Genomic DNA, 23,687 nt, shown 5'->3' with positions numbered 1-23,687 from the left:
TATCCAATGACATTATTTGACCGCTACCTTTTGCACCTGCATCGGCCAAATGCCTTTTTCTATTACTTGCTGAGCATCAAACGCAAGATAGCTTTGCCGTCCGTAATGCGGCAGCGGACGGATCAGAGCCTCGAGTGATGCGGCATCTCGTGCGGAAATGATCGCCAGGGAGGCTCCTTCAGCGCGAGCCAAGGTCCAGACCTGTGCAGTACCTTTGTTGTTGATTTCATCCGGTCTGGCGGGCAGTTGGTTGGCAGCAAGCCAGGCATCAACTTCCGGTTTCAAACCAATAACCAACGTAGATGCCGCAGAAAGCGGTTCGTCCGGCGCAGCAATTTGTGGTTTGCGGTCTTGCAATTTACCCGTAAGGGTTTCAGCGATTTTACGAATATCGACTTTAGCGGATAATAAAATTGTCTGCGTAGTGGCATTAACCATTACCTCGCGTAGAATCGGTGGCGCTTCACCCCGTGTCAGTTGACGAAATAGGCGCAAATCCGGATCAAGCGAAACCGATAACGGCTTATCTGTTAATTTCAGTGTAAAAACCTGCTGTTCTTGTTGCAAATCAAGTATATGTGTAGTTGTGCCCGTAGAATTTTCAATCGCTACCGGGACACGCAGTTGATATGCCGGTTCGGATTGTTTCAGTGTAATTGATAATTCGTAACCGGAATCCATCGCAATATTTTTTACATCGCTAATCGTGATAGCTGGTGCACCGGTACGTTCCAGCCATTGAGAAAAAAATGAGTGAAGATTCTGCCCTGAAATCATCTCAAATATTTTCTGCAATTCCTGCCACGAAGTGATTCTGAAGCGCTGCACTTTCCATATCCCTTGGATGCCGCGTTGAAAAACTGTGTCTCCCAGATAATCTCGTAACATAAAGAAAAACATTGCGGCTTTGTTATAGCCGACAATTTTGGATGCGCCATGCGTACGTGAAGTAAATACTGTCAATGGCGCATCTTGCCCCGGCTGCAATGCCGCAAAATCGCGCATCCACCCCAGCCGCATTTCACGCGCGGCTTCACTGCCTTCACGTTCTTTATAGGCATAATCGGCCATGAATGTGGTTAATCCTTCCGACCAGTTTCCACTCGAGTAATCTGGGTAAACCCCGTTACCCCACCAATTGTGCAACACTTCATGACCCAACGAAGTATCGCGGATGAACGGCAATTGCAACACATCGATTCCAAGATAAGTTAATGTAGGCATGCCAAATCCGGTTGGTGTGGGACTTGAAACTACGCTGAATTCCATATAGGGATATTCGCCGATCCAGGATTCGTAGAGATCTAAATATCGCTTCACCGCATCAAGATAATCCTTCGATAAACTACTAACTTGTGGATGGAAATAAGTGCGTAGCTGAATCGGTTTGTGATTAATACTCTGGTGCGTTTGCGTTTCAATCACATAGGGTCCGGTCATCAGATCAATCCCCTCGGCTGGATGAGGAAACTCAAAAGATGCTTGATAAGCCTGCCCCGTGTCTCTTTCTTCCACCAATCGACCTGCCACCAGGCCTTTCTGACCGGACGGCAATTCGATGCTGACTTTATATCGCGCCAATTGTCCGACTACGCGAGGATACCAATTCGACGCATCCGGCAAGAACGAACCGGATTCTCCACCCGCTGCGACCGGTCTGCCGAGTGTCTGCTGATGATCCAGAGAAGTATCCAATGAAGCTAATGTCCCTCTCCACTGTATTAGAAACTGGATCTGATGCCTGAAATAAAATGGAATATTCCAAATATGTGCTCGGTTAGCTTGCTCACGGCCAACGCCCAATGGTCCATCATTGAATTCCGCCTGAGTCACCTCATATGCCGCCCCTAACATCAACTGCAACTCTCTCGGATTGTTTACGGTAATAAGATTTTTCCCCTCGATGGTACGATTCACAGGATCAATTTTCACTGTGATATCGTATTCGACGTCATTAAACTTCATCGGCACAGGCATCGATAATACCTGCTCTGACATAAAGCAAGAAAGCAGAAATAAAAAACAACTTTTAATTAAACTATCAACTGTCATAATTTGAAACAAAAATAATTAAAGGCTCAAAGCTGGAAATTTGGCGATGATTAACATTTCCAGATCATCTCGTTTTATTTTGATTGGCAACCAAGTTCCGGGCGCTTGTCGTTTTACAATATTGATCACATCTTCGGTAAGTCTGATCGGTACACCCGCCATTTCCAGAATCACATCCGAAGCCATGAGCTCCGCAACTTCGGCAATGCTGTTTTTTTCAACTTGTAGCACCACAGCACCGCCTCGCCCCATTTCGTAGCGGATTCCCAAGCGCTGAAATTGTGGTCTGAAGGATTCAGAAACATGCGGCATTACGCCAAAAACAGCATCGGCCACACCTTTAACTAACTGCTTGCAGGACTTACTGCTATCCCATGGTAGCAATGCAGCAACATTCTGGATACCCAAGTCGTGTAATTGATGCGCTACTCCAAAACCATTCAGTACGTGTCCCGCACCCATTACCCCCACAACCAGCGGTTTCTCCGGATCGGTAGATTCTGTTACAGCTTGCTGCAGGATCTGTGCCATGGCACGATCCCACAATTGCTGCCCACCGATAAAGCGCCGAAAATCTGAATCATCTTGCGTAATTTCGCCTGTTTTTTTGTCTTTACGGTCATGTTGTTTATAAATCGGCAGCAAATAATCAATATACGATTGACTTGGTTCCGCCGGTCGCGTCAATCCCTCTCGCTCTTCCAGCGGTACCCCATAAAAACCTTTTTCCGCCACCTGATGACGTAACTTAGTCTCAATATTCAATGCGATCATAGGGATACGATTCATGCGTGCAAAGTGAAACAACGGTAAATAGAGATTGGCGTCGGTATTCCAAACCCGATCCCATTCAGATTCTCGAAGGAAATCCTTTTCATCCAACTCGCCGGAAATCCATTTATCCAGCGCTGCTTGCACTCGGCGGGGAAACATCTCAAATCCGATCACCATATTCGGACGCACGGCGTGCAAAGCCACCAATGTTTGCAACTGCCAGCGATGATGATCCGCATTAACATGCGTCTCTCCCAACAACACTACCGATGCTTTCGCTGCCTGCGCGATGACTTCCTGTTGTGTGGTTTTACCCAAGCCTGGAACAATCCAATCTCCCAGTGGCACACAATTATTTGGCGCCGGTTTTTTTGCTGGGATGGTGACTCCCATTACGTTATTTACACATAGACTCAGCAGCAAAAAAGTCACGCTCATAGCTCTGCTACAGCGGGTTAAACTAAAATTTGTCATTTTTTGATTATCCAGTTAACAGATTCATAAAATTAGTGATCTATCCAATCCATTTACGCGCGTTTCGGAACAAACGCATCCAAGGCCCATCCTCCACCAGAGCAGAACGAGCATCGGGATACCAGGAATGTTGCGTCACTCGAAACACTCGTTCCGGATGCGGCATCAACACATTAAAACGTCCATCCGGGGTCGTTAATCCGGTGATGCCTTGGAGCGATCCGCTCGGATTATAAGGATACTGCTCGGTTACTTGTCCGTGATTATCCACAAATCGCATGGTCACCAATGATGCAACATCGTCAGATACACCGGAACAAAACTCAACTTTGCCTTCGCCATGCGCTACTGTGATTGGCATTCGGCTTCCGGCCATGCCATCAAAAAACAGCGATGGGCCGCGTTGTATCTCCACCATGACAAAGCGCGCTTCAAATTGTTCTGACAGATTGCGTGTAAAGCGCGGCCAACGCTCAGCACCCGGTATGATTTCATGCAAATTACTCATCATTTGACAACCGTTGCATACACCCAGTGCAAATGTATCGCTACGCTGAAAAAAAGCCTCGAATTCTTCGCGGGCACGTGGATTGAATAAAATCGATTTAGCCCAGCCTTCGCCCGCACCCAACACATCACCATAAGAAAACCCGCCGCAGGCAATCAGTCCCATAAAATCGCTTAATGACAATTGACCTGACAGAATATCGCTCATATGCACGTCGATTGGAGTAAAGCCAGCACGGTCAAAAGCCGCCGCCATCTCCATATGTCCATTGACACCTTGCTCGCGTAATATCGCTAAACGTGGACGCATCCCAGTTTGAACGAAGGGCGCAGCGATATCGTCATCAACATCATAACTTAATCTTACCTGGAGTCCTGGATCAGTAATATCGAGAAGCCGATCGTATTCCTGTTGCGCACAATTTGGATTATCACGCAACTTTTGCATCTGATACGTGGTCTCCGACCAGGCACGCTGTAAATCTACTCGTTTCTCTGCCAAAACTGGCTTATTATTGCGCATCAAGCGGACTTCATCGGTGCCGTTTAATTGACCGATGAGAAAACTGACATCACGCAATCCGGCTTCAGTTAACACCTGCAACACCTCTTGTCGCTGTGCGACTTCAATTTGAATCACAGCACCTAATTCTTCATTGAAAAGCACCGTTAGAAGGCGCTCCAGAAAACGCCCACTCAATTGTTCAGGTTGCAATTCCGATCCATCGATATCACAGCTATGTGGATCAAAACATAACTGATCCAGATTTACGGTCAGGCCGGTATGACCGGCAAATGCCATTTCGCATAACGTTACGAATAAACCGCCATCGGAACGATCGTGATATGCGAGCAGTTTGTCCATATCGTTGAGCTGTTGAATCGCTTTGAAAAAACTTTTCAAGTGCTGTGCACCGGTTTCGCCGTCAATATTCGGTGCCACATTGCCGACTTGTTTATACACTTGAGCCAATGCTGAGCCGCCTAGCCGATTCTGCCCTCGCCCCAGATCAATCAGAACCAATTCAGTGTCACCGCAATCTGTGCGTAATTCTGGTGTGAGGGTTTTGCGCACATCCATCACTGTTGCAAAAGCGGTGATAATCAATGACAATGGTGCCGTAACTTCCTTACGCAGCCCCGATTCTTCCCAAACGGTTTTCATTGACATCGAATCTTTTCCAACCGGTATGCTAATACCCAGTTGCGGGCATAAATCCATCCCAACGGTATGCACTGCATCGAACAATCCGGCGTCTTCTCCCGCATGTCCAGCTGCGGCCATCCAATTGGCCGACAATTTAATCTTTTCGATCTTGCCAATCGATGCCGCAGCAATATTAGTAATTGCTTCGCCTACCGCCATGCGCGCAGCCGCTTTGAAATCTATCAAAGCTAATGGTGTGCGTTCACCAATGGCAAACGCCTCACCCAAGTAGGTCTGATACCCCATGCTGGTCACCGCAACGTCGGCAACTGGAATCTGCCATGGGCCGATCATCTGATCACGCGCCGACAAGCCGCCGACACTGCGATCACCGATGGCGATTAAAAAAGTTTTATCGGCCACCGCAGGCAAGCGTAGCACCCGGTAGACAGCTTCAGTTAAATTCACCCCCTGCCAATCAAGTGTCGGAAGTATCCGATACTTGTGGGCAACGTCGCGCGTCATTCTCGGCGGTTTGCCAAGCAGCACCGGCAGCGGCATATCGACTGGTGGAGTGGAGGATTGTGGATCGGTTACCACCAGTTGTTCATCGCTGGTGGCTTCACCCACTACAGCAAACGGGCAGCGCTCGCGCTCGCAAATGCTTTGGAACAGCACCAAAGATTCCGGCTTGATCGCCAAAACATAGCGTTCCTGAGCCTCGTTACTCCAAATCTGCATCGGTGACAGGCTGGTTTCTTCAGAAGGAACATCGCGCAAATTAAAACGCCCACCGCGACCGGAGTCGTGCACCAATTCAGGAAACGCATTGGACAAACCACCGGCTCCTACATCATGGATGAATAAAATCGGATTCTCAACACCGCCTCGCTGAAGTTGCCAACAGCGATCGATGACCTCCTGTGCACGCCGCTGCATTTCCGGATTACCGCGCTGCACCGAATCAAAATCCAATGCTTCGGTATTGCTGCCAGTATCCATACTGGAAGCCGCACCGCCGCCCAGACCGATCAGCATACTCGGTCCACCCAGTTGAATCAGCAAAGCGCCTGCAGGGAATTTTTCTTTACGCACATGCAGATCTGAAATCTGCCCGATACCACCCGCCAGCATGATTGGCTTGTGATACCCTCGCATCTCTCCGGCTAAGCGCTCTTCAAAAGTTCGAAAATAACCCGCCAAATTGGGACGCCCGAATTCATTATTGAATCCCGCCCCGCCAATCGGACCTTCCAGCATAATCTGTAACGCCGACGCAATGCGCCCAGGTTTACCATAGACTGACTGATTATCGGCTCCATCATATTCCCACGGTTGCACGAACCCCGGAATAGTCAGATTGGATACCGAGAAACCGCACAATCCAGCTTTTGGTTTTGCGCCCCGACCCGTTGCGCCTTCATCCCTAATTTCCCCACCAACACCCGTTGCAGCACCCGGAAACGGCGAAATCGCAGTCGGATGATTGTGCGTTTCGACTTTCATCAACACATGCGTTCTTTCCTCGGCGTAACCGTATGCTCGCTGACTGTCTGGATAAAAACGGTTGATTTTTGCTCCCTCTATGACACTGGCATTGTCGGTGTACGCCACCAGCGTTCCCTGCGGATGACTTTGATGTGTGTTGCGTATCATGGCAAACAGCGATTTATCCTGGGGCTTGCCATCAACAATCCAATCTGCATTAAATATTTTATGGCGGCAATGCTCGGAATTGGCCTGTGCGAACATCATTAATTCAACATCGGTCGGATTTCGGTGTATGCGTTGAAAATGATGCAACAAATATTCAATCTCATCCGGTGACAAGGCCAACCCCATGTCTTGATTTGCCTGTAACAAAGCCTTGATACCACCGTACATTACATCTATCGTGCCAAGCGGTTTCGATGGAAAATGTTCAAATAATTTAGCGGCATCATCAAGCGAAGCAAAAACAGCTTCTGTCATGCGATCATGTAGCAAAGGTACCAGACGGGCTTTGTCATCAGACGAGAGTTCCGCACCGCATTGGATATAATGCACAATCCCTCGCTCAATCCGCTCGGTAACGGCTAAACCGCAATGCTGGGCAATATCCGTAGCCTTTGTAGACCAGGGAGAAATTGTGCCTGGGCGCGGCAAGACTAAAAACATCTCACCTGAATGGCGCACACTTTCCTGTACCTGATCGTGATTAAGTATTTTTCTCAGCACACTCAGTTCGTTATCGTACAAACTTCGTGTCACCGAGCAAAAATGCCAATATTCAGAATGTATTGCTGTTACTGGCAGGTTGAGGGTTCTAATTTCTTTGAGTAATTTTTCCAGACGAAACGGAGAAAGTGCACGTCCACCACAAAATTGGAGCATCAGAGGAAATAAAGTAATTATTTAAAGATTGCAATTTTACACGAGAAGATATACTTATCGCTGATCATCCCGAGAGTGTGAAGAATATGTTGACTGCTGAACCGATTTTTCTTACTGCAGAAATACGCGAAATAGAACATCTAATCACCCTACTACCCACGCCCCCTCGATTAATGGAAAAAGCGGGCTTGGCCGCCGCGCAGATTGTGCGTGATCAATTGCACAAAAACCCTAACTATCACATATTGGTACTCGCAGGTCCGGGCAACAACGGCGGCGATGCCTTCGTGGTGGCACGCCACATGAAGGAATGGGGAAATGCGGTTACTGTAGTTTTCAACGGTGACCTTAATCGCGTTCCACCAGATGCCAAACAAGCCATACAAGCCTGGTTGGATATCGGCGGTGAGGTTCTAGCTGACATACCCGACGGCGATCAAAACTGGGACACAGTGATAGACGGTCTGTTTGGCATCGGTCTGGATCAATCCCGAGGCCGACCCATTGAAGGCAAGTATCGAGAATGGGTGGATACCGTCAATCGAATGAATGCTCCCATTGTATCGCTGGATATTCCATCCGGTCTCGGCAGCGATGACGGTTGCATTTATGGCACTGCAATCCGCGCCACCACCACCGTAACATTTATTGGACTCAAACCCGGTCTGTTCACCAATTTCGGACCGGAATGCTGCGGCACGATTGTGTTGCGCGACCTGAATATCCTGCTACCTTCGCCACCCGAACCGCACGTCTGGCTGTTGAATCAAAATCTTGCGCAATCGCTATTACCACCACCTCGTCCTGTTAACAGCCATAAAGGCTCATTCGGCAATGTAGCGATCCTCGGCGGTTCCACCGGTATGGTTGGTGCCGCACTGTTGGCAGGACGAACAGCCTTGTATCTGGGTGCGGGACGCGTTTATCTCGGCTTACTGGCAGAGAGCGTACCACCAGTCGATTTTTCGCAACCGGAATTGATGCTACGTCATCCATCTGAGCTATTCACGTTAGAATCCTTGAATTGCTTGATCATCGGTCCCGGTTTGGGACAATCTAAGGAAGCATTGTCGTGGCTGGAACATGCACTGAATGATGAACACGTGCTAGTGCTTGATGCCGATGCGCTCAACTTGATTGCACAACATCAACATTTAGCTCAAAGACTCAGTCAGCGCAACGCTTCCACCATCCTGACACCTCACCCCGCTGAGGCTGCGCGGCTTTTATATACCGACACTGCCACCGTACAAAACGATCGCATGAATGCCGCGTATCAAATCTCACAGCAGTTCAATTGTCATATCGTACTGAAAGGTGCTGGCAGCATTTGTTGTTTCCCTGAGGGCAAACGATTTTTGAACACCAGCGGCAATCCTGGATTGAGTACCGCTGGAACCGGCGACGTATTAACCGGAATAATCGGCGCTCTGATTGCACAAGATTTGAATCCCCGCCAGGCACTGATGCTTGCAGTTTACTTGCATGGCGCTGCAGCAGATCACTTGTTGCAGCAAAATCAGGGACCACTAGGTATGGTTGCGTCGGAGATTATCAATATGGCGCGACTATTACTCAATAAATGGATTTACCAAAAGAAAAAAACCCTTTCATAAGTAGCAGGAATGCAATGCTGTGATTCCAAGCCATTGATGGCATGGCGCCAGGATTGAGTTGATGCAATTCCTGTAACGCATCTAATTTTCCTTAACGTTAACTCCATGGAAACATGCAATAATAAGTGCAATCGCTTCAACATCATCGAACCAGAAACGCCAATGCGTCGTTACCAAAGTTCAATGCGCCTGTGTGGTCTTGAATCTGTCGCGTCTCAAGCAGGCTTTTCTCTGCTTGCAGACAGTCGCTGCCAATACCTCAATGCAATCTGCAGTTATAGATTATTTCTATATATATCAATGCCCTATAATTTATGGACCACGAGTACGTCAGATAGTTGAGTCCAAACAGATCCTTATCTCCAAGCTACTCAGCTTTCTTCTCTTCTCATACATCAATATGCCTCACTCCTAGGACAAACGTCCTAGCTGAATAGGAGATATCTACTATTTAATTTGATTACCTAACTAGATAATATCTGGCTGTATTTGTATTTAACAAATACGCTAACTTATCTAATAAAAAGAGGAATTCATATTATGAAAAACAATTTTATCTCTCTATCGGCTGCTGTTGCGGTAATGGGAATGGCTGTGAGCCTCCCGGCAGCAGCTAATATGTCTGTGCGTTCTATCTTTGCAGATGCTGCTTTATCCATCGATGCATGGGTAGCGAAAGCGCTAGCAGTGGTCTCTTGCAAACTGACATACCTCTCGGATCTGTCGTACTGGGCGCTTATCTTTATAGTTCTGATGTTTTTGGTAGTGGCGTAGCCGGAGACGTAACACTTAACGGAACTTTTTTATCAAGTGCTTCAGGTTCTTTGCTGCCATCAAGCAATCCAACGCATACAAGAGTATATGATGTTACAAGCTTTATGAAACCTGCAATCGAATCAAGTGCTGGCGGGTTGCAAAACTGGTCAATTGCCGAAAATGGTTTTACCGATGGTGAAGTACTGGTGGTGGCATACCAGAATGCCAGCACTGCTGGTGGTAGCGCGATTATTCTGGATGGTGGATTATCCACGGCCGGTGATACGGTTCGTCTTGATTTTGCTGCACCCTATACCAGCGGTGATGCCTTTATGTCATTGGCAAGCAGCTTCAGCTTTGGTGACAATCAATTCACTACTATCGATGTAACAACCAGTTCCACAGCTTCACGCACTTTGACCAGCGCTGCTGGTGGTAATGATGATGGAAGTTTTGAGAATGCAAACGGCGCATTGATTACTGCTGGCGGTATCGGCGATAGTCCTTTGAATCCGGCGGATCCATCACTGCACGGTGCAAGCTATGACGATGAATTTTACAATCTTGCTTTAGGTAATGGTGTTGACGCGACTCCTTTTCTGCAGGTGGGCGATACATTCGTCGAGTTAAGAACCATTAACCCAAGCAATGACGATAATGTGTTCGGCTTATTTTTCTCCAGCACCTTCCAAATTGATGATGTTGTTACTTCACCCGTACCTGAACCAGAAACTTACGCAATGTTGCTGGCTGGACTGGGATTATTAGGATTCAGCGCACGACGTCAAAAAAGAAGCGTTTAACTTTATATAACTGCATTCAAGATAACTTCGTCCCAGTGACGAAGTTATCCTTCCTGATTTCTCAGATGGGTAGAAGAAGCCTTCGATATTGGGCCGCCTTAACAAGCTGTTAAAAACCTATCTGCGTTGCTGCTACGGTTTTAAAAACAGGCTCAAAATACCCAATTATTAAGCATAAACTGCGTTTTTCGCCCGCTTTTTCTTTGTATCAGTTGCCTCAAAAACGCTTTTCAATAGCTTGTTAGATGACCGTCAGAATTTTAACGGCGCATATAATTATCATTAGCGTCCAAAACGGGATGCCTGCAGTTTTATATCGGCACGTGCCCAGGCTTGCTCAAAACGTGCCGAGATAACTGCAGCCTCATCATGTTTGTTTTGCGCTCGCAATGCCTGTGCTAAGCCATAAAGTGCCCATCCGTTGTTGCGATTTCGTCGCAAATCTTCCCAATAGACTGTTTCTGCTTCTTGGGGTCGTCCTGATTCCAGGAGGATAGCGCCCAATGCAAGCCGAGGCGGCAAGTGAAATTCCGACGGCTCGGTGTACACCAAAGCATCTTCCAGGCGAACAGCTTTTTCAAGATGTGCAATGGCCTGATCAAATTGTCCACGCGCAGCGGCAATCTCTCCTGCAAGAACTTCAGGTGCAGCATTCAGTACAGTCTTGGTCGTATTTTTTGAAAGCAGCGGACTATCCAGCATCGGATCTTTCATAATTTTGCGCAGCGCTTCCAGTTCCTTTCCAGCATGCTGTAATTGCTTTGTTGCGACAAATGCGAGACCACGCACATAATGCCAGCTTCCGGTTAAAAACAGATTGGTTGCAGGGGGCGCAGGCAGCACAAGTATTTCCTGCCAGTGACCAAATCGCGCAAGTGCCCAGTAAGGGGTTACGCGGAATATTGCCGTCAATGGTATCGTTTTCAGCACATCATCATCAATCTTGCTGGCCGTATTTTGTGCAGCACTGAGGGCAAGCTTGCTCTGACCGTCCAGCGTCGCTGCAAACCAGAGAAAATGAATGTTGTGCGGATAGTAAACCATTGGATACAAACCTTGCGCCTGACATTGCGTGATGTAATCTTCATCCGCGGCGATTGCAAGTTGATTGCTCTTTATTGAGTCGGCGTAGCGGCCGACGCGCTGATAAATATGCGATGACATGTGTATCAAGTGTCCCGCTGCGGGCATCAGCGTCAGCAACGTATCAGCTGCTTGCTCCGCGCGCTCTGGAGTGCTAGTCGGCTCTATCAGGTGAATATACATATGCAGAGCGCCCGGATGTTTCGGATTGCGCCGCAACACTTCTTCCGTCAGCGCAACGATCTCGGCTGTTCCTTCATACGGCTGACCATCGAGCATCCAATAACCCCAGGGGCGCAGATCCATCATGGACTCCACATAAAGCATCGCAATATCCTCATCATGCGGAAAACGCTGAAGCACTTCCCTCATGGCCTGCGCGTAAGCCTTATTATTTACTTCCCGATCCTCGGTATGCCCCGAATAACGTTTTTCAAGGGCATTGATAAGAGCTTGTTCCTTCGGCGACGCATTCGCCATCAGCGATTTAGCCTTTTGCACGATCTCTAACGCATGAGGCTCTTCATTCGGTTCCATCATTGCGTTGATGTTGGGACCAAGTACCAACGCTTGGCCCCAGTAAGCCATTGCAAGATCGGGTTCGAGTCTTGCCGCTTCGCGGAATGCCCGACGTGCCTCGGCATGATTGAATGCATAGGCAAGATTGAGTCCTTGGTTGATGTATTGTTGCGCTAGCGGGTTACGTGTGCTAACCGGGAACGTATGCGCACCCAGATTAAGCAACCTGGGAGCAAGCTGACTATCCGGGCCTGGTTTATGCGCCAACTCGGATGTCACATATTGCTGACGCCCATCTTCCGATTCTGCGGCAGCTAAATGTTTTGGCGTTATGTCTGACGCTACAGTTCCGGCAAATGAATCACAAGTGCTTGCTAAAACCAGCATCGGAATAAATAACGTGGAGCGAACTGCAGTATAAAATTGCATGATATATCCCTCCTGAATAAATTGGCATCGTTAAGTGATTATGGTCATTTACCTTTCACTTACCGAAATGCAAAATTAATAGAGTCCATTTTCCATGGGATTGTTAACAATTCCATGGAAACAATAATTCTTACGAACCCCCGTAACTTACTTATTCTACTCCGCGGCCGTAGGATCGATCACAGTTTTGATTCGAGAAATACGATTGGCTGGAAACTCGCCTTGTTCAGCATGCGCTCTGACGGCGGCTTCGTCTGGTGCAATATAGACGCAATAGACCTTATCATCCGTTACATAACTTTCCAGCCATTGAACCCGTGGACTCATATTACTCAATACAGCGCATGATTTCTGAGAAATGGCTTGCAAATCTTGAGGTGTTAATGCGCCCGCTCCAGGAATTTCACGTTCTATTAGATATTTTGGCATAGCTCCTCCAATAAATTAGAAAATAATATGACCAGTCGTTTTTAAATTAAATAAAAAAAATTAAGGCATAAAATAATCTCCTAATAAACGATGACAGCATTGTTTAACAGGAGCAGATGACTTTTCTATCTTCATTCGCAATAAAGCGCCTTGCCAAGCATTTATTAGCAAATTAGCCATTTCTTCAGCTGATATATCCGATCTAACGGTGCCTTGCTGCTGCGCTTTTGTTAGCCCGCGCTGCAACACATCCCGGTAACAATTGACTGCTGTTTGAAGAGATTTCTGGCAGATTTCACTGGAATCTCCCAATTCTCCCATCAGATTGCCCAAAAGACACCCCCCTTTAAAGTCATTCTGCTCAAGTTCTACAATGAGCTCTTCAAAATAATAACGAATTGCACCGAGCGCATCCGTACCTGAATTATCCAAGTAAGCGGCTAATTGTGTAATAAATGGATTGAGATAATGCTGGATGACATCAGCCCCGAAATCTTCTTTACTGTCAAAATAATTATAAAAAGAACCTTTGGGAATCCTCACTGCATCAAGAATTTCCTGCAATCCGGTGCCATGATAACCTTGTTCTATAAACATGGTAACACCCTGATTTAGCAAGCTCTCTCGATTAAATTCTTTTTTGGTTGACTTGGGCATTCAGAAATTATATGACCGGTTGTCTTGAATGTCAATTTTTGAATGAAATACCCCGTCGGTTTCTTAGGATAGGCTAATCACCTTGACAAGGCTTCAGGACAGGCCTGCAATAACAGACCGGGAGAAATTCTCTTTACCTTGATACAAGTGAATATATTCGGTGTGAGTTATTACAGTTAAACGAATTTAGTGAGCAGTTTGAGAATAATCCCACCAAACTCCTCAGCATTACCAACAATTTTATTGATTTTATCGTTTTGATCACCAGAATGCTTAATAATCGCCATCAACTCCGCAAGCTTTTTGACTTCGGCTGGGTCTGGAAACAGATCCTCAACTTCAGCATCTGATAATCTAGTGATTGCTGAAATCTTCCCTGCAAGCTTATTATCTGTTCTGTCGCCTGCTTCATCAATGACCTGATCCAACTCTTTCCGAAATTTATCCCAGTCGATTCCCATCATCATCCCTCATTTATGCAATTTATCAAGAATATCTCTGATCTTTTTACGGTATTTCTCCGCATCTTTCGCACGATCTTCAATATCACGGGCAGCAACAACTAATTCGGTTACAGCTTGATCGGTTTGATTGACGAATTTATCGATATCCGCGGTTGTTACACTCATCATATCGAGATAACGCTTTCTGTTTTCTTCAACTCTTGATGCCGATTGCAGGAAAGCAGTCAATGAATTATTGATTGCTCTTGCTTGATCATACTCTAATTTAAGTTTGTTACGTATCTGCATCTCAAGTTCATCCAGCGGTTGAATAAGCTCAATGCGCTTTTGATTAATCCTCGCTTGAAGTTTGGATCCCGTAAGCACAAGAAACCTTAAACGGTCTTTTGCATCTTGTGATTGAACCACCTGCTTCCAGACCATATCGACTTTCGGATCACCGAAGAATTCTTGAGCAAAAATGGGCACCCATACATCTTGCACAAAATCGTCAATCCGCAGCCTTTTTTCACGGAAAAACTCCTGCATAAGCCGAACATGCGCTGCTTCCAGCGAAGAAATTCGCGTACCGAGCTGCGCCGAAAGTTCTGGAGCGTCAGGTGGTATCGATGCACACCCCGTCAATAGCAGCAGTGCCGCCAACATGACTGAAAGTATTTTCTGTTTCATAAGCATCCCCTTGATGAATGGTTTAAACATCACCTAACATTCTGAAACAACATTCTATCTAACCGCAAGAAATATTTATTTTATTAGACCTGTAGACACTATCCTTTATGCGAATCTGATCAACTGTCATAGCATCTGTTCCAATAAATCAGATTCATTGATTTATAATCCTGCTTAATTACTATTAAACTGTTATCTTTTTAAGGATATTGAATGGCTAATCTATCGAAACCAATTAGATGCACTGTATTTATCATGATGTTACTGATTGTTTCGTTCCCGGCGATGGCTAGCGAACATCCTGCCACCGTAGGCTGTTGTCAGCAATCTGATGCACAACACCAATTTGATTTGATCGAATTACCCGCGGAAGTGATTCAACAACTTAAGATCGATGCCGGATTCGGCTGGGGAATCTTTAGTGGTACTATTTACAATGGCAATGAGCATTACTATGTAACACAACTTGTTGTCAGCATGACACCCATTCATGATCATCATCATATGCACGAGAATATGTCGCATGAATCGAAGGAACATCAGATTAACCTGAAGTTACCACCAGTAACGAAAGGCGCACTTTCCATGCCGCTGACGGGCGATGATGTCCATGTGCATGATTTCAAGTGGAAGATCATCAAAGTCATCGGATATCAAATACACTAACTAATTAATCAACATGATGAAGCGGATACAAGCGCATTTTTTCGGCTTAAGGTATCAGAAAAGTGATTGCTATCATTTTTCATATGACACAGTGTATGATCGTGCGCAAATATTTAAATTTCTGTATCTCTTTCCAATTTGAAAAATAAAAAAGGCGAATCATGGTTAGGGCATCCAACGTGAAGATACTGATTCTCGACGACGACAGCTTCATGCTCAAACTCTTGACGCGTATGCTTGCCAAGCTGGGTTATACTTCTGTGGTCACTTGCGACAACGGTGCAGATGCTTTGAAAAAGATCGATCAAACCGATACCTGTCCGGATTTGATTCTGCTCGACTTGAATATGCCCGATATGGATGGCATCGAATTTGTTCGCTATCTGGTTGACCGACAGTATCACGGCAAACTGATTCTAGTCAGCGGTGAGGACGAGCGCATGCTGAAAACTGCTGAAAGACTGGTTCATGCACACAAAATACCCATGCTTGGCTATCTGCTCAAACCCGTGAACCCTGAAAAACTTTCTGAAATATTGCAACAATGGGAACCTGATTCTTCAGTCACTCCGCAGCAACCCAACAATAAAATTTATAACGCGGCGGATATTCAATCCGCTCTTGCTCATCATGAATTAGTCAATTACTACCAACCCAAGGTATCGGTAGAAACGGGTGATGTGATCGGTGCAGAAACATTGGTTCGTTGGCATCATCCGAAAGATGGAATAATATTGCCCGATCGGTTCATCCGCATTGCGGAAGAAAATAATCTGATTAACGATTTGACACACCAAGTTTTGCAACAAGCCATAGCTCAGGCTAAGCAATGGCATGAGAAGGGGTTGACATTACGGATTGGAATCAATGTTTCAATGGACAATCTGGCATCACTGGATTTTCAGGATTTCGTAGTTAATCTGGTGACCGAAAACGGTTTACCGCCACAAAAAATCGTACTCGAAGTCACAGAAAGCCAGCTAATGGGAATCGATACGCGAATACCGCTGGAAATCCTAACTCGGCTGCGTCTTAAAAGATTTCATTTGTCGATTGACGATTTTGGTACCGGCCATTCATCATTATCGCAGTTACGCGACATTCCGTTCAATGAACTCAAAATCGACCAAGGCTTTGTACATCGCGCGTCTGAAGATGACACATTACGCGCTATTTACGACGCCAGTTTAGCGATGGGCAAGCAACTGGGCATGGATGTTGTAGCTGAAGGCGTTGAGGATCGTAACGATTGGGAATTGTTGCGGCAAACAGGGTGCGATATGGCCCAAGGAAATTTTATTTCCAAGCCGTTGCTACCTGATGATTTTCCTCGTTGGATGGAAGAATGGCAAAATAAAGTACATACTGAATTGATCGTCGCGCCAAAGTAGTTGATCCGATGGGTGATTCAGGATCAATCTCAAGACAATCCCATTATCCGTGTAAGATGTTATGAATCAAACTCTGCATTGATCGTACAATGCGTTCTCAGCTGCAATTTCTAATGCCCACAAATATCGAACGATTAACGTGCTGGCGAAAATACTTCATGCACTTGACTAAACGATGCACCGGGCGTCAGGCCGCCGCTGATAACATGCAACTGGTCATTGACTACAGCCGCGCCTAAACCATGTCGGGCCGTCGGCATCGGCGTCATAGCCACCCAGCGATCTTCATTTGGCAGGTACATTTCATGGGTATTGAATGTACCTTCGCCGGACTCACCCCCCACCACATAAATGCGTCCGTCGATAACGCCAGCAGCAATGCCGCTGCGTGCGGTTGGCATACTGGCACGTGTTTGCCATTGATTGATCGTTGGATCATATTGTTCTACCACAGCCATGTTTTTACGGTAATTCAATTCTGGCCTGCCACCAATGGCATAAATCTTATCGCCTGCAGTCACCACCGCGTGATGATCCCGCGCAGTTGGTAGGGTGGCAACAGACTTCCATGTATTGGCTTGCGGATCGTACACTTCCACCGCGTTGGAGTTTTTGGCACCATCATAGCCGCCAACGGCGTATAAACGGCCTTCATGCACGGCGACACCCAGTGCACCACGCGCAGATGGCATAGACGCCATTTCGCGCCAGGTTTGTGTAGCTGAATTGTATTGATAGAGCGTAGCCACCGCACGCCAAACCGACAATCCGCCCTTGGTAAAACCGCCAATCACATACAAATATCCATCGATGACAGCAATTCCGGCATGATGGCGACCTTCTGGCAGCGGCGTTGTTTCTGCCCAGGTATCAGTGGCAGGATCATAAACTTCCACCGTGCGACTGATGGCGAAATCCAGCACATTGCTCAGAGTCGGTTGACTAAAACCGCCGACCGCATAAATTTTACCGTCCAACGTGGCCGCAGCAATTTCGGTTCGTTTTTCCAGACTCGGTGCCGCATTACGCCAAACACCAAGATCAGTAGATTCCGCGTGTAACAGCGCGGTTTTGCAAAGAACCAGCAGGACGATCAGAAATTTAAATTTTGACATGGCATTCTTCCTTATGATCTGGCTGAATGATAACTACATAACTGCAATTCTCCCAATCTTACCTTATACAACCTTCTCCAGATAATCAATCGTCAGATCAGAAGTTCTTGGCGTCCCCAGATACAATGGGTATGCTTCGATCTGGCCGGTCAGACGATAACCTCTGCGCTGGTAAAATGCGATCAGTTCCGAACGCTGCGACACCACAAACATGCTAAATCTGCGCACTCGCATCGTTTGACTGGCATATGTTTCAGCTTGTTCTAGCATATATTTACCAAACCCTTGCTGTTGCAGACTGGGGTGAACCGAGAAAAAACCGATATAGGCTTGTTCTTTTTCTTTCACAACATAAATACACGAAACCAACATAAACGACTGATTAGCAACAAGAAAACATGAATCAGGATTCGTCATGGCAGTTTCTATTTCCTGTCGATCGGTTCGGTCGCCCTGAATAATGGAAGCTTCCGTGGTCCAGCCAGTCTCTCCGCGATAGGTCAGATTGATCAGATCACTTATAGCTTGAGCTTGGTGATAACCGGCCTTTTCAAGACGAAAAGTAGAAAAATCCATTCGATTACTAGACTCTTTGGAAAGCAGTGCTGATAAAGTCTAACTGATGCCCAACGTGGGGCTCTTGGTTAACGCGACCAGGACAATATAGGCAAACACACAAAGAGCGGCGATCCAGGCAGTGATTCTTGTTTTGCGGGTTTTGCCAAATCGCATCGCTACCATGCCTAACCCAATGTACACCAGCAAGCCGGACACCTTGGCAGCCAGCCAAGTATGTTCCAGGGGGTTCTGCTGGATCGCTGTCGCCAACAGAATGGCGCTGATCAGTAGCACCGTATCATTGATATGCGGCAGGATCTTAACCCAACGCTGATTGAGATTTTCAGAATCCTGAATCAACCAAATACCACGTAAAAAAAATAATGAGAAACTCAGTATCACGCTGCCGACATGAATCATTTTTAATAATGCGTAATCCATTGTCAGTTAGAAGGAATTAACCATCCGTGGCTTCCTGCCACGGCACCGGCAATAGTTATCAATCCAAGAATCAATAAAATCATATGCTTACGCTGTATTTTGACAAATATTTCTGGTGTGATATTTTGCTGTACCGGCGCAACAGCTTGGCGGCGCGCGCGTGGCTCCATGACAAACAGCATCACGCTAAACACCAACCAGATCAGAACCATGGTGTGCATCCACCAATATTGCCACTGTAAAAAGCGCTGCCAGACATCCAATGCATAGACCATGTAAAAGCCGCTTAAACCGACAATCAATGTAGCAATTCGTGCTTGTGCAGCAAAACGCCGTCTGAAACGAGCAAAAATTTCCATGGCTTCCGCCGCTGATGACATCCGCGCGAGCATCGGCAACAACACCAAGGTCACCATCGCCACACCCCCAATCCACAAGACCACACCCAACACATGCATTACTCTGGCAAGTATCAATTCGTTCATTTAATTATTACCGGTTAGATGCAAACTTGAGAAGCATTAAAGTACTCCGTATCTGATCGCGCAAGTGTCTGATACCCTAAGCAACACAATCCGTCCTTGCACATCGACAGATCGTTGAGAATGCCATAATTTCGAGGATTATTCATTCTCGGAAACCCACGCCTCTGCTTCTTCATAGTCATGAAACACCATTACATTAGCATTAACAAACAAATTAAAAACCCAAGTAGCCCAAGTTTGCCATTCGTCATCCGTAACCACCGCCACCCGATTATACTCACTGCCATGATCACGCATGAATTTGATTTCTTCCCAGGCTACGTCGACGGTATAATTCAACATGTCACGCCAATCAAACAAAAGGTTTGCCTTGCCATCAAAGTGCGTCTTGTATAGCACCTGCTGCTCGAATTCACGATAATCAGTCAAAGTAAATTCACCAATAACTGCAACAATTACCAGATTGTTTTTTTTCTGAATAGTAATCATGATTCCACCCTAAAAGATAACAAGCTCATGATAGGCAATTAAACGGTTTGGTGCAAATTTTGCCGATCAACTGCCGTCTGCCGGATCATTTTTAGGTAACGGACTGCGTCAATCTAAAGCCTAAGATGCCACTGAGTAATCCCCCCGCAACAATCAATCCCACCCCCAGCCAAGCAACCGGCGATAAAATTTCATTCCAAAACCAAATTCCCCAAAGCGTGGAAAACAACACCGTGCTATAACCCAATGACGACACCACCAGCGTAACGCCTTGATGGTACGCACGCGTCATCGCCAATTGTGCCAGTGTTGCAACCAGACCGATTCCGAGCAACAATAGCAATCCATGTCCCGTAATCGGACTGAATGTGGTAAACAGAAGCCATACGCCGGTTAACACGGTACTGATCAAGGTAAAATAAAATACCACGAGCCATTCCGTTTCACCTAGATTACCTAACTGCTTGACATTGATGTATGCAATTGCCGCAAAGAAACCTGAAGCAATACCCATTACGCCCGAAAACCATTGATCATCTGTCACGGTAGGACGCAACAACAGCATTACCCCGATAAAACCCAGTATCACGGTAATGACCAGTGGCCAATGAATATGCTCTTTCAAAATCAGAGTGGAAAACATTGCGGCAAAAAGCGGCCAGGTATAATTCAGCGAAACAGCGGTGGCTAACGGCAATTGCGTTAAGCAATAAAAAAACATCAGTAGGCTGACCAAGCCCGTTATTCCACGCCAACAGTGAATCCGCCAATGAGGTGTACGCACCGACAAGCGATAAAAACGAAGGATTATATAGGTCATCCAGACACCAAACAGCGATCGATAAAACACCAACTCGGTGCTGGAAAAATAAGCAGCCCCGAGCTTAACTAGCACACCCATGCATGCAAACATAAATGCAGCAATCAGCATCCACATTGAACGCATTATTCTGTATTCCTTAAATATTGTAATTACAACTCAGCGGCCATCAAAGGTATGAGCCGATCTCACGTCGCAAGAATTGATGAAAATGTTTCATCCCAGCTTCCATTGGCATTTGATAAGGCCCAGTTTCGCTGAGATTCTGAGCATACAATGCACGCCGACCTGCCGTCATCAATTGACAGATTTCATCATCCTCGCGTGCAGTTTCCTCATAAGCAGCCTGCCCGGCTTCCACAAAATCGCGCTCAAATAACGCAATTTCTTCCGGGTAGTAGAATTCAACGATATTCATGCAACTTTCAATGCCCGTTGGCAATATCGTGCTAATGACCAGTGTATGGGGATACCACTCCAGCATGACATTAGGAAAATACAACAGCCATATGGCACCATTTGACGGCATCTTTCCTTCAGTTTGTTGCAACACTTGCTCATGCCATTTGGCATACACGGAACTGCCTGGTTTCTGTAAACGTGCGCGATCAATAGCTACGGTTTGCGCGCTATATCTACTGTCAAATTCCCAATTAAGTTTTTCGGTATTGACGAAATGGCCCAGGCCCGGATGAAACGAATCAACATGGTAATCCTCCAGATAAACTTCTATAAATGTCTTCCAGTTGCAATCGTAATGTTCAATCTGTACACGATCCATCAAATAGCCGGAAAAATCAAAATCCTTAAGAACATCGGCACTTAGATTTGCCAAATCCTGCGATACGTTGCGCTTACCAGAAAACAGCAAGCCATTCCAGTTTTGCAACGGAGTTTTTGCAAGATTGAGACAAGGGTTCTGATCAAAATGCGGTGCGCCTAACAATTTCCCATCCAAGGCATACGTCCAACGATGAATCGGGCACACAATACTTTTAGTATTGCTTCTACCGTCCAGTAAAAGAGACTGCCTGTGCCGACAAACATTAGAAAGTAATTCAATTCCTTGTTCATTACGTACCAGCACTTTGGCTTTCTCCATCCGTTCCGGTACATAATAATCCCCGATATTTGGCACCATTGCTTCATGACCCACGTATCCTGGTCCTTGATCAAACAGGATACGTTTCTCAATTTCAAGAATTTTTGGATCCAGGTACCAGTCAATGGGAAGTTGCACTGACCTTTCCGTCAGTTGTGAGATCTCAGCCATATTCGACATATAAATACCTTATATTCTCCCAAGAAAAAATTAGCGGCGAAAATACACGAAAAGACAAAAATTTAAAACCCAATTATGCAAGTAAAAAACGAAAATTCGATTGCTTGGCTATAATAGCAATCTTGATAGTAAAATATCATTAACCGTTTAGCGTTATGACATCTACAAAATGTAAAAATTGTAAGAGACTGAATTTCTAATTAATCAAAAAGAGAGCATCTTAATGAAATCCACACACCCTTTTAAAAAGAATTCATGGATACCCTTATTATCTGCGGTATTTATTGTTGGACTTGTCGCCTGTGATAGCAGCAGCGAAAAAGACACCACAGCTTCGACATCCTCTGCATCAGCTACCAAAAGAAACATATCAACCGGTCCGGCCGCTGGCATTTTAGTTGATTCTCCCGTTTCCGGTGTTACCTATAATGCTTCTTCCGGAAAATCAGGAACAACCGATGAAAAAGGTAATTTTAACTTCAACCATGGCGACAAAATAGAATTCAAACTGGGCAGTTTGACACTGGGAAATATACCAGGTTCACAAATTGTAACGCCGATTGAACTGGCCGGAGATAACAACAACAAATTACAAAATTTATTGATCCTATTACAATCCCTGGATGCTGATAACGATTTATCCAATGGCATTTCCATTTCGCGCGAAACAGCTGCTGCTGTCAAAGAATCCATTAATCTGGATAGCAATCCGGAAACATTTGCTGAAACCGCCAATTTAAAAAATATCATGGAAGCTAGCGGCATAGAAGGCGAAGTCAGAACTCTTGAGGAGGCTGGCAACCATTTCTTGTCACAAGGTGTCGCACTGCTCAGCGCACAAATCTGGGTGAGCTATACTAATCAAACCGCCAGCGTACTGCGAGTGGCAGCTGATAGCAGCGGGGAATATTTGCACGCTGATGCAAGACCTGATGATTCCTGTGATGAAAATCGCGTATGTGGTGGACGTACCATTTTTCAGGCAGGCGTCGAGGCAGGTGTTGCCAGTGCGGTTGATTTTGACAGTCGTGGATTCAAGCTGATTGGAAAACCCACTATCGATACCAACATCAAAGCCGGTTTATCCGATCCGGGTCCAACCCGCAGAGTACGTACCGACGGCTCTGAGTTGATATATTCTGATATCGTGACGGTACAAAGAGAACGAGAAAAAACCAGTGTATTCGGTGAACTCTTTCATATCGCCAAGCCAATAGAACTCAGCAATGAAAATGAAGTGGCAGAAAAAGAAATCAAGGAAACACGCTTCGCAAAAATTGATAACGATGCGACCGGTATTGTTGGGGCTTGGGCTTATGACGAAAATACCATCAAAACACAAACGCTGGTATTTTTTCCAAACGGTAAATTCCTGATGCTCGACCCAACTGGCGAAGCACAACGCGAAGATCAAGCAGAATGCGGAAAACCCGGCATCGAGTTTGCGTCGTATTCCTACGACAAGGGAAACAGCAGGCTCAGTTTATCGAGCTTTACCTATAATACGAATGGTTGTGTAGGTTTCTCCCATCAGGAAGGCAACACAAATTTCTCAATCAGTTCTGATGGAACTACAGCTCAATTAGAAAAATCCGGCGAACCTTCCATTACGCTATACCGCGTTTCGAAATAATTTTTTTACTCCAATCTTTATACGTTATCCGCTGGAATTAACTCAAAACCCGGTG

At 45.9% G+C, this 23,687-nt stretch carries 20 protein-coding genes; 5 read left to right on the top strand and 15 right to left on the bottom strand.

The window, feature by feature from the left end; genetic code table 11:
* Positions 1–12 precede the first annotated feature (12 nt).
* From C7H79_RS08155 to purL, 3 genes are all read right to left on the bottom strand, one after another.
* Positions 13–1,998 carry a M1 family metallopeptidase gene (locus tag C7H79_RS08155; protein WP_242447207.1) on the bottom strand — a complete coding sequence of 662 codons (1,986 nt, stop codon included), beginning with the start codon at positions 1,996–1,998 and terminating at the stop codon, positions 13–15.
* Between the two features lie 72 nt (positions 1,999–2,070).
* Positions 2,071–3,264, bottom strand: a complete 1,194-nt coding sequence (locus C7H79_RS08150; RefSeq protein ID WP_242447206.1) for a ChaN family lipoprotein — start codon at positions 3,262–3,264, stop codon at positions 2,071–2,073.
* A 76-nt stretch (positions 3,265–3,340) separates the two neighbouring features.
* On the bottom strand, positions 3,341–7,327 hold the full coding sequence (gene purL / locus C7H79_RS08145; protein WP_106706788.1) for a phosphoribosylformylglycinamidine synthase: 3,987 nt from the start codon (positions 7,325–7,327) through the stop codon (positions 3,341–3,343).
* Between the two features lie 86 nt (positions 7,328–7,413).
* Here purL and C7H79_RS08140 point away from each other — a divergent pair, with 86 nt between their 5' ends.
* Positions 7,414–8,943 carry an NAD(P)H-hydrate dehydratase gene (locus C7H79_RS08140; RefSeq protein ID WP_106706787.1) on the top strand — a complete coding sequence of 510 codons (1,530 nt, stop codon included), beginning with the start codon at positions 7,414–7,416 and terminating at the stop codon, positions 8,941–8,943.
* A 695-nt stretch (positions 8,944–9,638) separates the two neighbouring features.
* Complete coding sequence (locus C7H79_RS18845; protein ID WP_242447205.1) at positions 9,639–10,502, top strand: PEP-CTERM sorting domain-containing protein; 864 nt, start codon at positions 9,639–9,641, stop codon at positions 10,500–10,502.
* Between the two features lie 282 nt (positions 10,503–10,784).
* Here the strand turns inward: C7H79_RS18845 and C7H79_RS08130 are convergent, their stop codons facing one another.
* From C7H79_RS08130 to C7H79_RS08110, 5 genes are all read right to left on the bottom strand, one after another.
* A complete protein-coding gene (locus tag C7H79_RS08130; protein ID WP_106706786.1) occupies positions 10,785–12,533 on the bottom strand; it encodes a tetratricopeptide repeat protein in 1,749 nt (582 codons plus the stop codon).
* 156 nt (positions 12,534–12,689) lie between these two features.
* Entirely contained in the window at positions 12,690–12,962 is a 273-nt protein-coding gene (locus tag C7H79_RS08125; protein ID WP_106706785.1) for a DUF4242 domain-containing protein, read from the bottom strand.
* A 60-nt stretch (positions 12,963–13,022) separates the two neighbouring features.
* A complete protein-coding gene (locus C7H79_RS08120) occupies positions 13,023–13,619 on the bottom strand; it encodes a TetR/AcrR family transcriptional regulator (RefSeq protein WP_106706784.1) in 597 nt (198 codons plus the stop codon).
* A 176-nt stretch (positions 13,620–13,795) separates the two neighbouring features.
* Positions 13,796–14,086, bottom strand: coding sequence for a hypothetical protein (locus tag C7H79_RS08115; RefSeq protein WP_242447203.1), 291 nt, complete (start codon positions 14,084–14,086; stop codon positions 13,796–13,798).
* A 3-nt stretch (positions 14,087–14,089) separates the two neighbouring features.
* Positions 14,090–14,752: a hypothetical protein gene (locus C7H79_RS08110; RefSeq protein ID WP_106706782.1), complete on the bottom strand. Its 663-nt coding sequence runs from the start codon at positions 14,750–14,752 to the stop codon at positions 14,090–14,092.
* Positions 14,753–14,965: 213 nt separating this feature from the next.
* Between C7H79_RS08110 and C7H79_RS08105 the strand changes: the two genes are divergently transcribed.
* Both C7H79_RS08105 and C7H79_RS08100 read left to right on the top strand, forming a co-directional pair.
* The gene (locus C7H79_RS08105; protein WP_106706781.1) at positions 14,966–15,418 is read left to right on the top strand and encodes a hypothetical protein; all 453 of its coding nucleotides are present in this window, start codon (positions 14,966–14,968) and stop codon (positions 15,416–15,418) included.
* A 161-nt stretch (positions 15,419–15,579) separates the two neighbouring features.
* Complete coding sequence (locus tag C7H79_RS08100; protein WP_106706780.1) at positions 15,580–16,809, top strand: EAL domain-containing response regulator; 1,230 nt, start codon at positions 15,580–15,582, stop codon at positions 16,807–16,809.
* Positions 16,810–16,943: 134 nt separating this feature from the next.
* Here the strand turns inward: C7H79_RS08100 and C7H79_RS08095 are convergent, their stop codons facing one another.
* The 7 genes from C7H79_RS08095 to C7H79_RS08065 form a co-directional block, all read right to left on the bottom strand.
* On the bottom strand, positions 16,944–17,924 hold the full coding sequence (locus tag C7H79_RS08095; protein WP_106706779.1) for a Kelch repeat-containing protein: 981 nt from the start codon (positions 17,922–17,924) through the stop codon (positions 16,944–16,946).
* A 63-nt stretch (positions 17,925–17,987) separates the two neighbouring features.
* Entirely contained in the window at positions 17,988–18,500 is a 513-nt protein-coding gene (locus C7H79_RS08090) for a GNAT family N-acetyltransferase (RefSeq protein ID WP_106706778.1), read from the bottom strand.
* A 39-nt stretch (positions 18,501–18,539) separates the two neighbouring features.
* The gene (locus tag C7H79_RS08085; RefSeq protein ID WP_106706777.1) at positions 18,540–18,923 is read right to left on the bottom strand and encodes a SirB2 family protein; all 384 of its coding nucleotides are present in this window, start codon (positions 18,921–18,923) and stop codon (positions 18,540–18,542) included.
* 2 nt (positions 18,924–18,925) lie between these two features.
* Positions 18,926–19,408: a hypothetical protein gene (locus tag C7H79_RS08080; RefSeq protein WP_106706776.1), complete on the bottom strand. Its 483-nt coding sequence runs from the start codon at positions 19,406–19,408 to the stop codon at positions 18,926–18,928.
* Positions 19,409–19,546: 138 nt separating this feature from the next.
* Positions 19,547–19,897 carry a SpoIIAA family protein gene (locus C7H79_RS08075; protein WP_106706775.1) on the bottom strand — a complete coding sequence of 117 codons (351 nt, stop codon included), beginning with the start codon at positions 19,895–19,897 and terminating at the stop codon, positions 19,547–19,549.
* Positions 19,898–19,988: 91 nt separating this feature from the next.
* Positions 19,989–20,843 (bottom strand): DMT family transporter, encoded by an 855-nt coding sequence (locus C7H79_RS08070; RefSeq protein ID WP_106706774.1) that lies wholly within the window; start codon positions 20,841–20,843, stop codon positions 19,989–19,991.
* A gap of 43 nt (positions 20,844–20,886) precedes the next feature.
* The gene (locus tag C7H79_RS08065) at positions 20,887–21,999 is read right to left on the bottom strand and encodes an aromatic ring-hydroxylating oxygenase subunit alpha (protein WP_106706773.1); all 1,113 of its coding nucleotides are present in this window, start codon (positions 21,997–21,999) and stop codon (positions 20,887–20,889) included.
* A gap of 223 nt (positions 22,000–22,222) precedes the next feature.
* Here C7H79_RS08065 and C7H79_RS08060 point away from each other — a divergent pair, with 223 nt between their 5' ends.
* Entirely contained in the window at positions 22,223–23,632 is a 1,410-nt protein-coding gene (locus C7H79_RS08060; RefSeq protein ID WP_106706772.1) for an adhesin, read from the top strand.
* The last annotated feature ends 55 nt before the right edge of the window (positions 23,633–23,687 follow it).

Source organism: Nitrosomonas supralitoralis (assembly GCF_003011925.2).
Lineage (GTDB): Bacteria > Pseudomonadota > Gammaproteobacteria > Burkholderiales > Nitrosomonadaceae > Nitrosomonas > Nitrosomonas supralitoralis.
The sequence above is the reverse complement of the archived record's forward strand: the minus strand, read 5'-3'. Positions and strand labels throughout refer to the sequence as shown.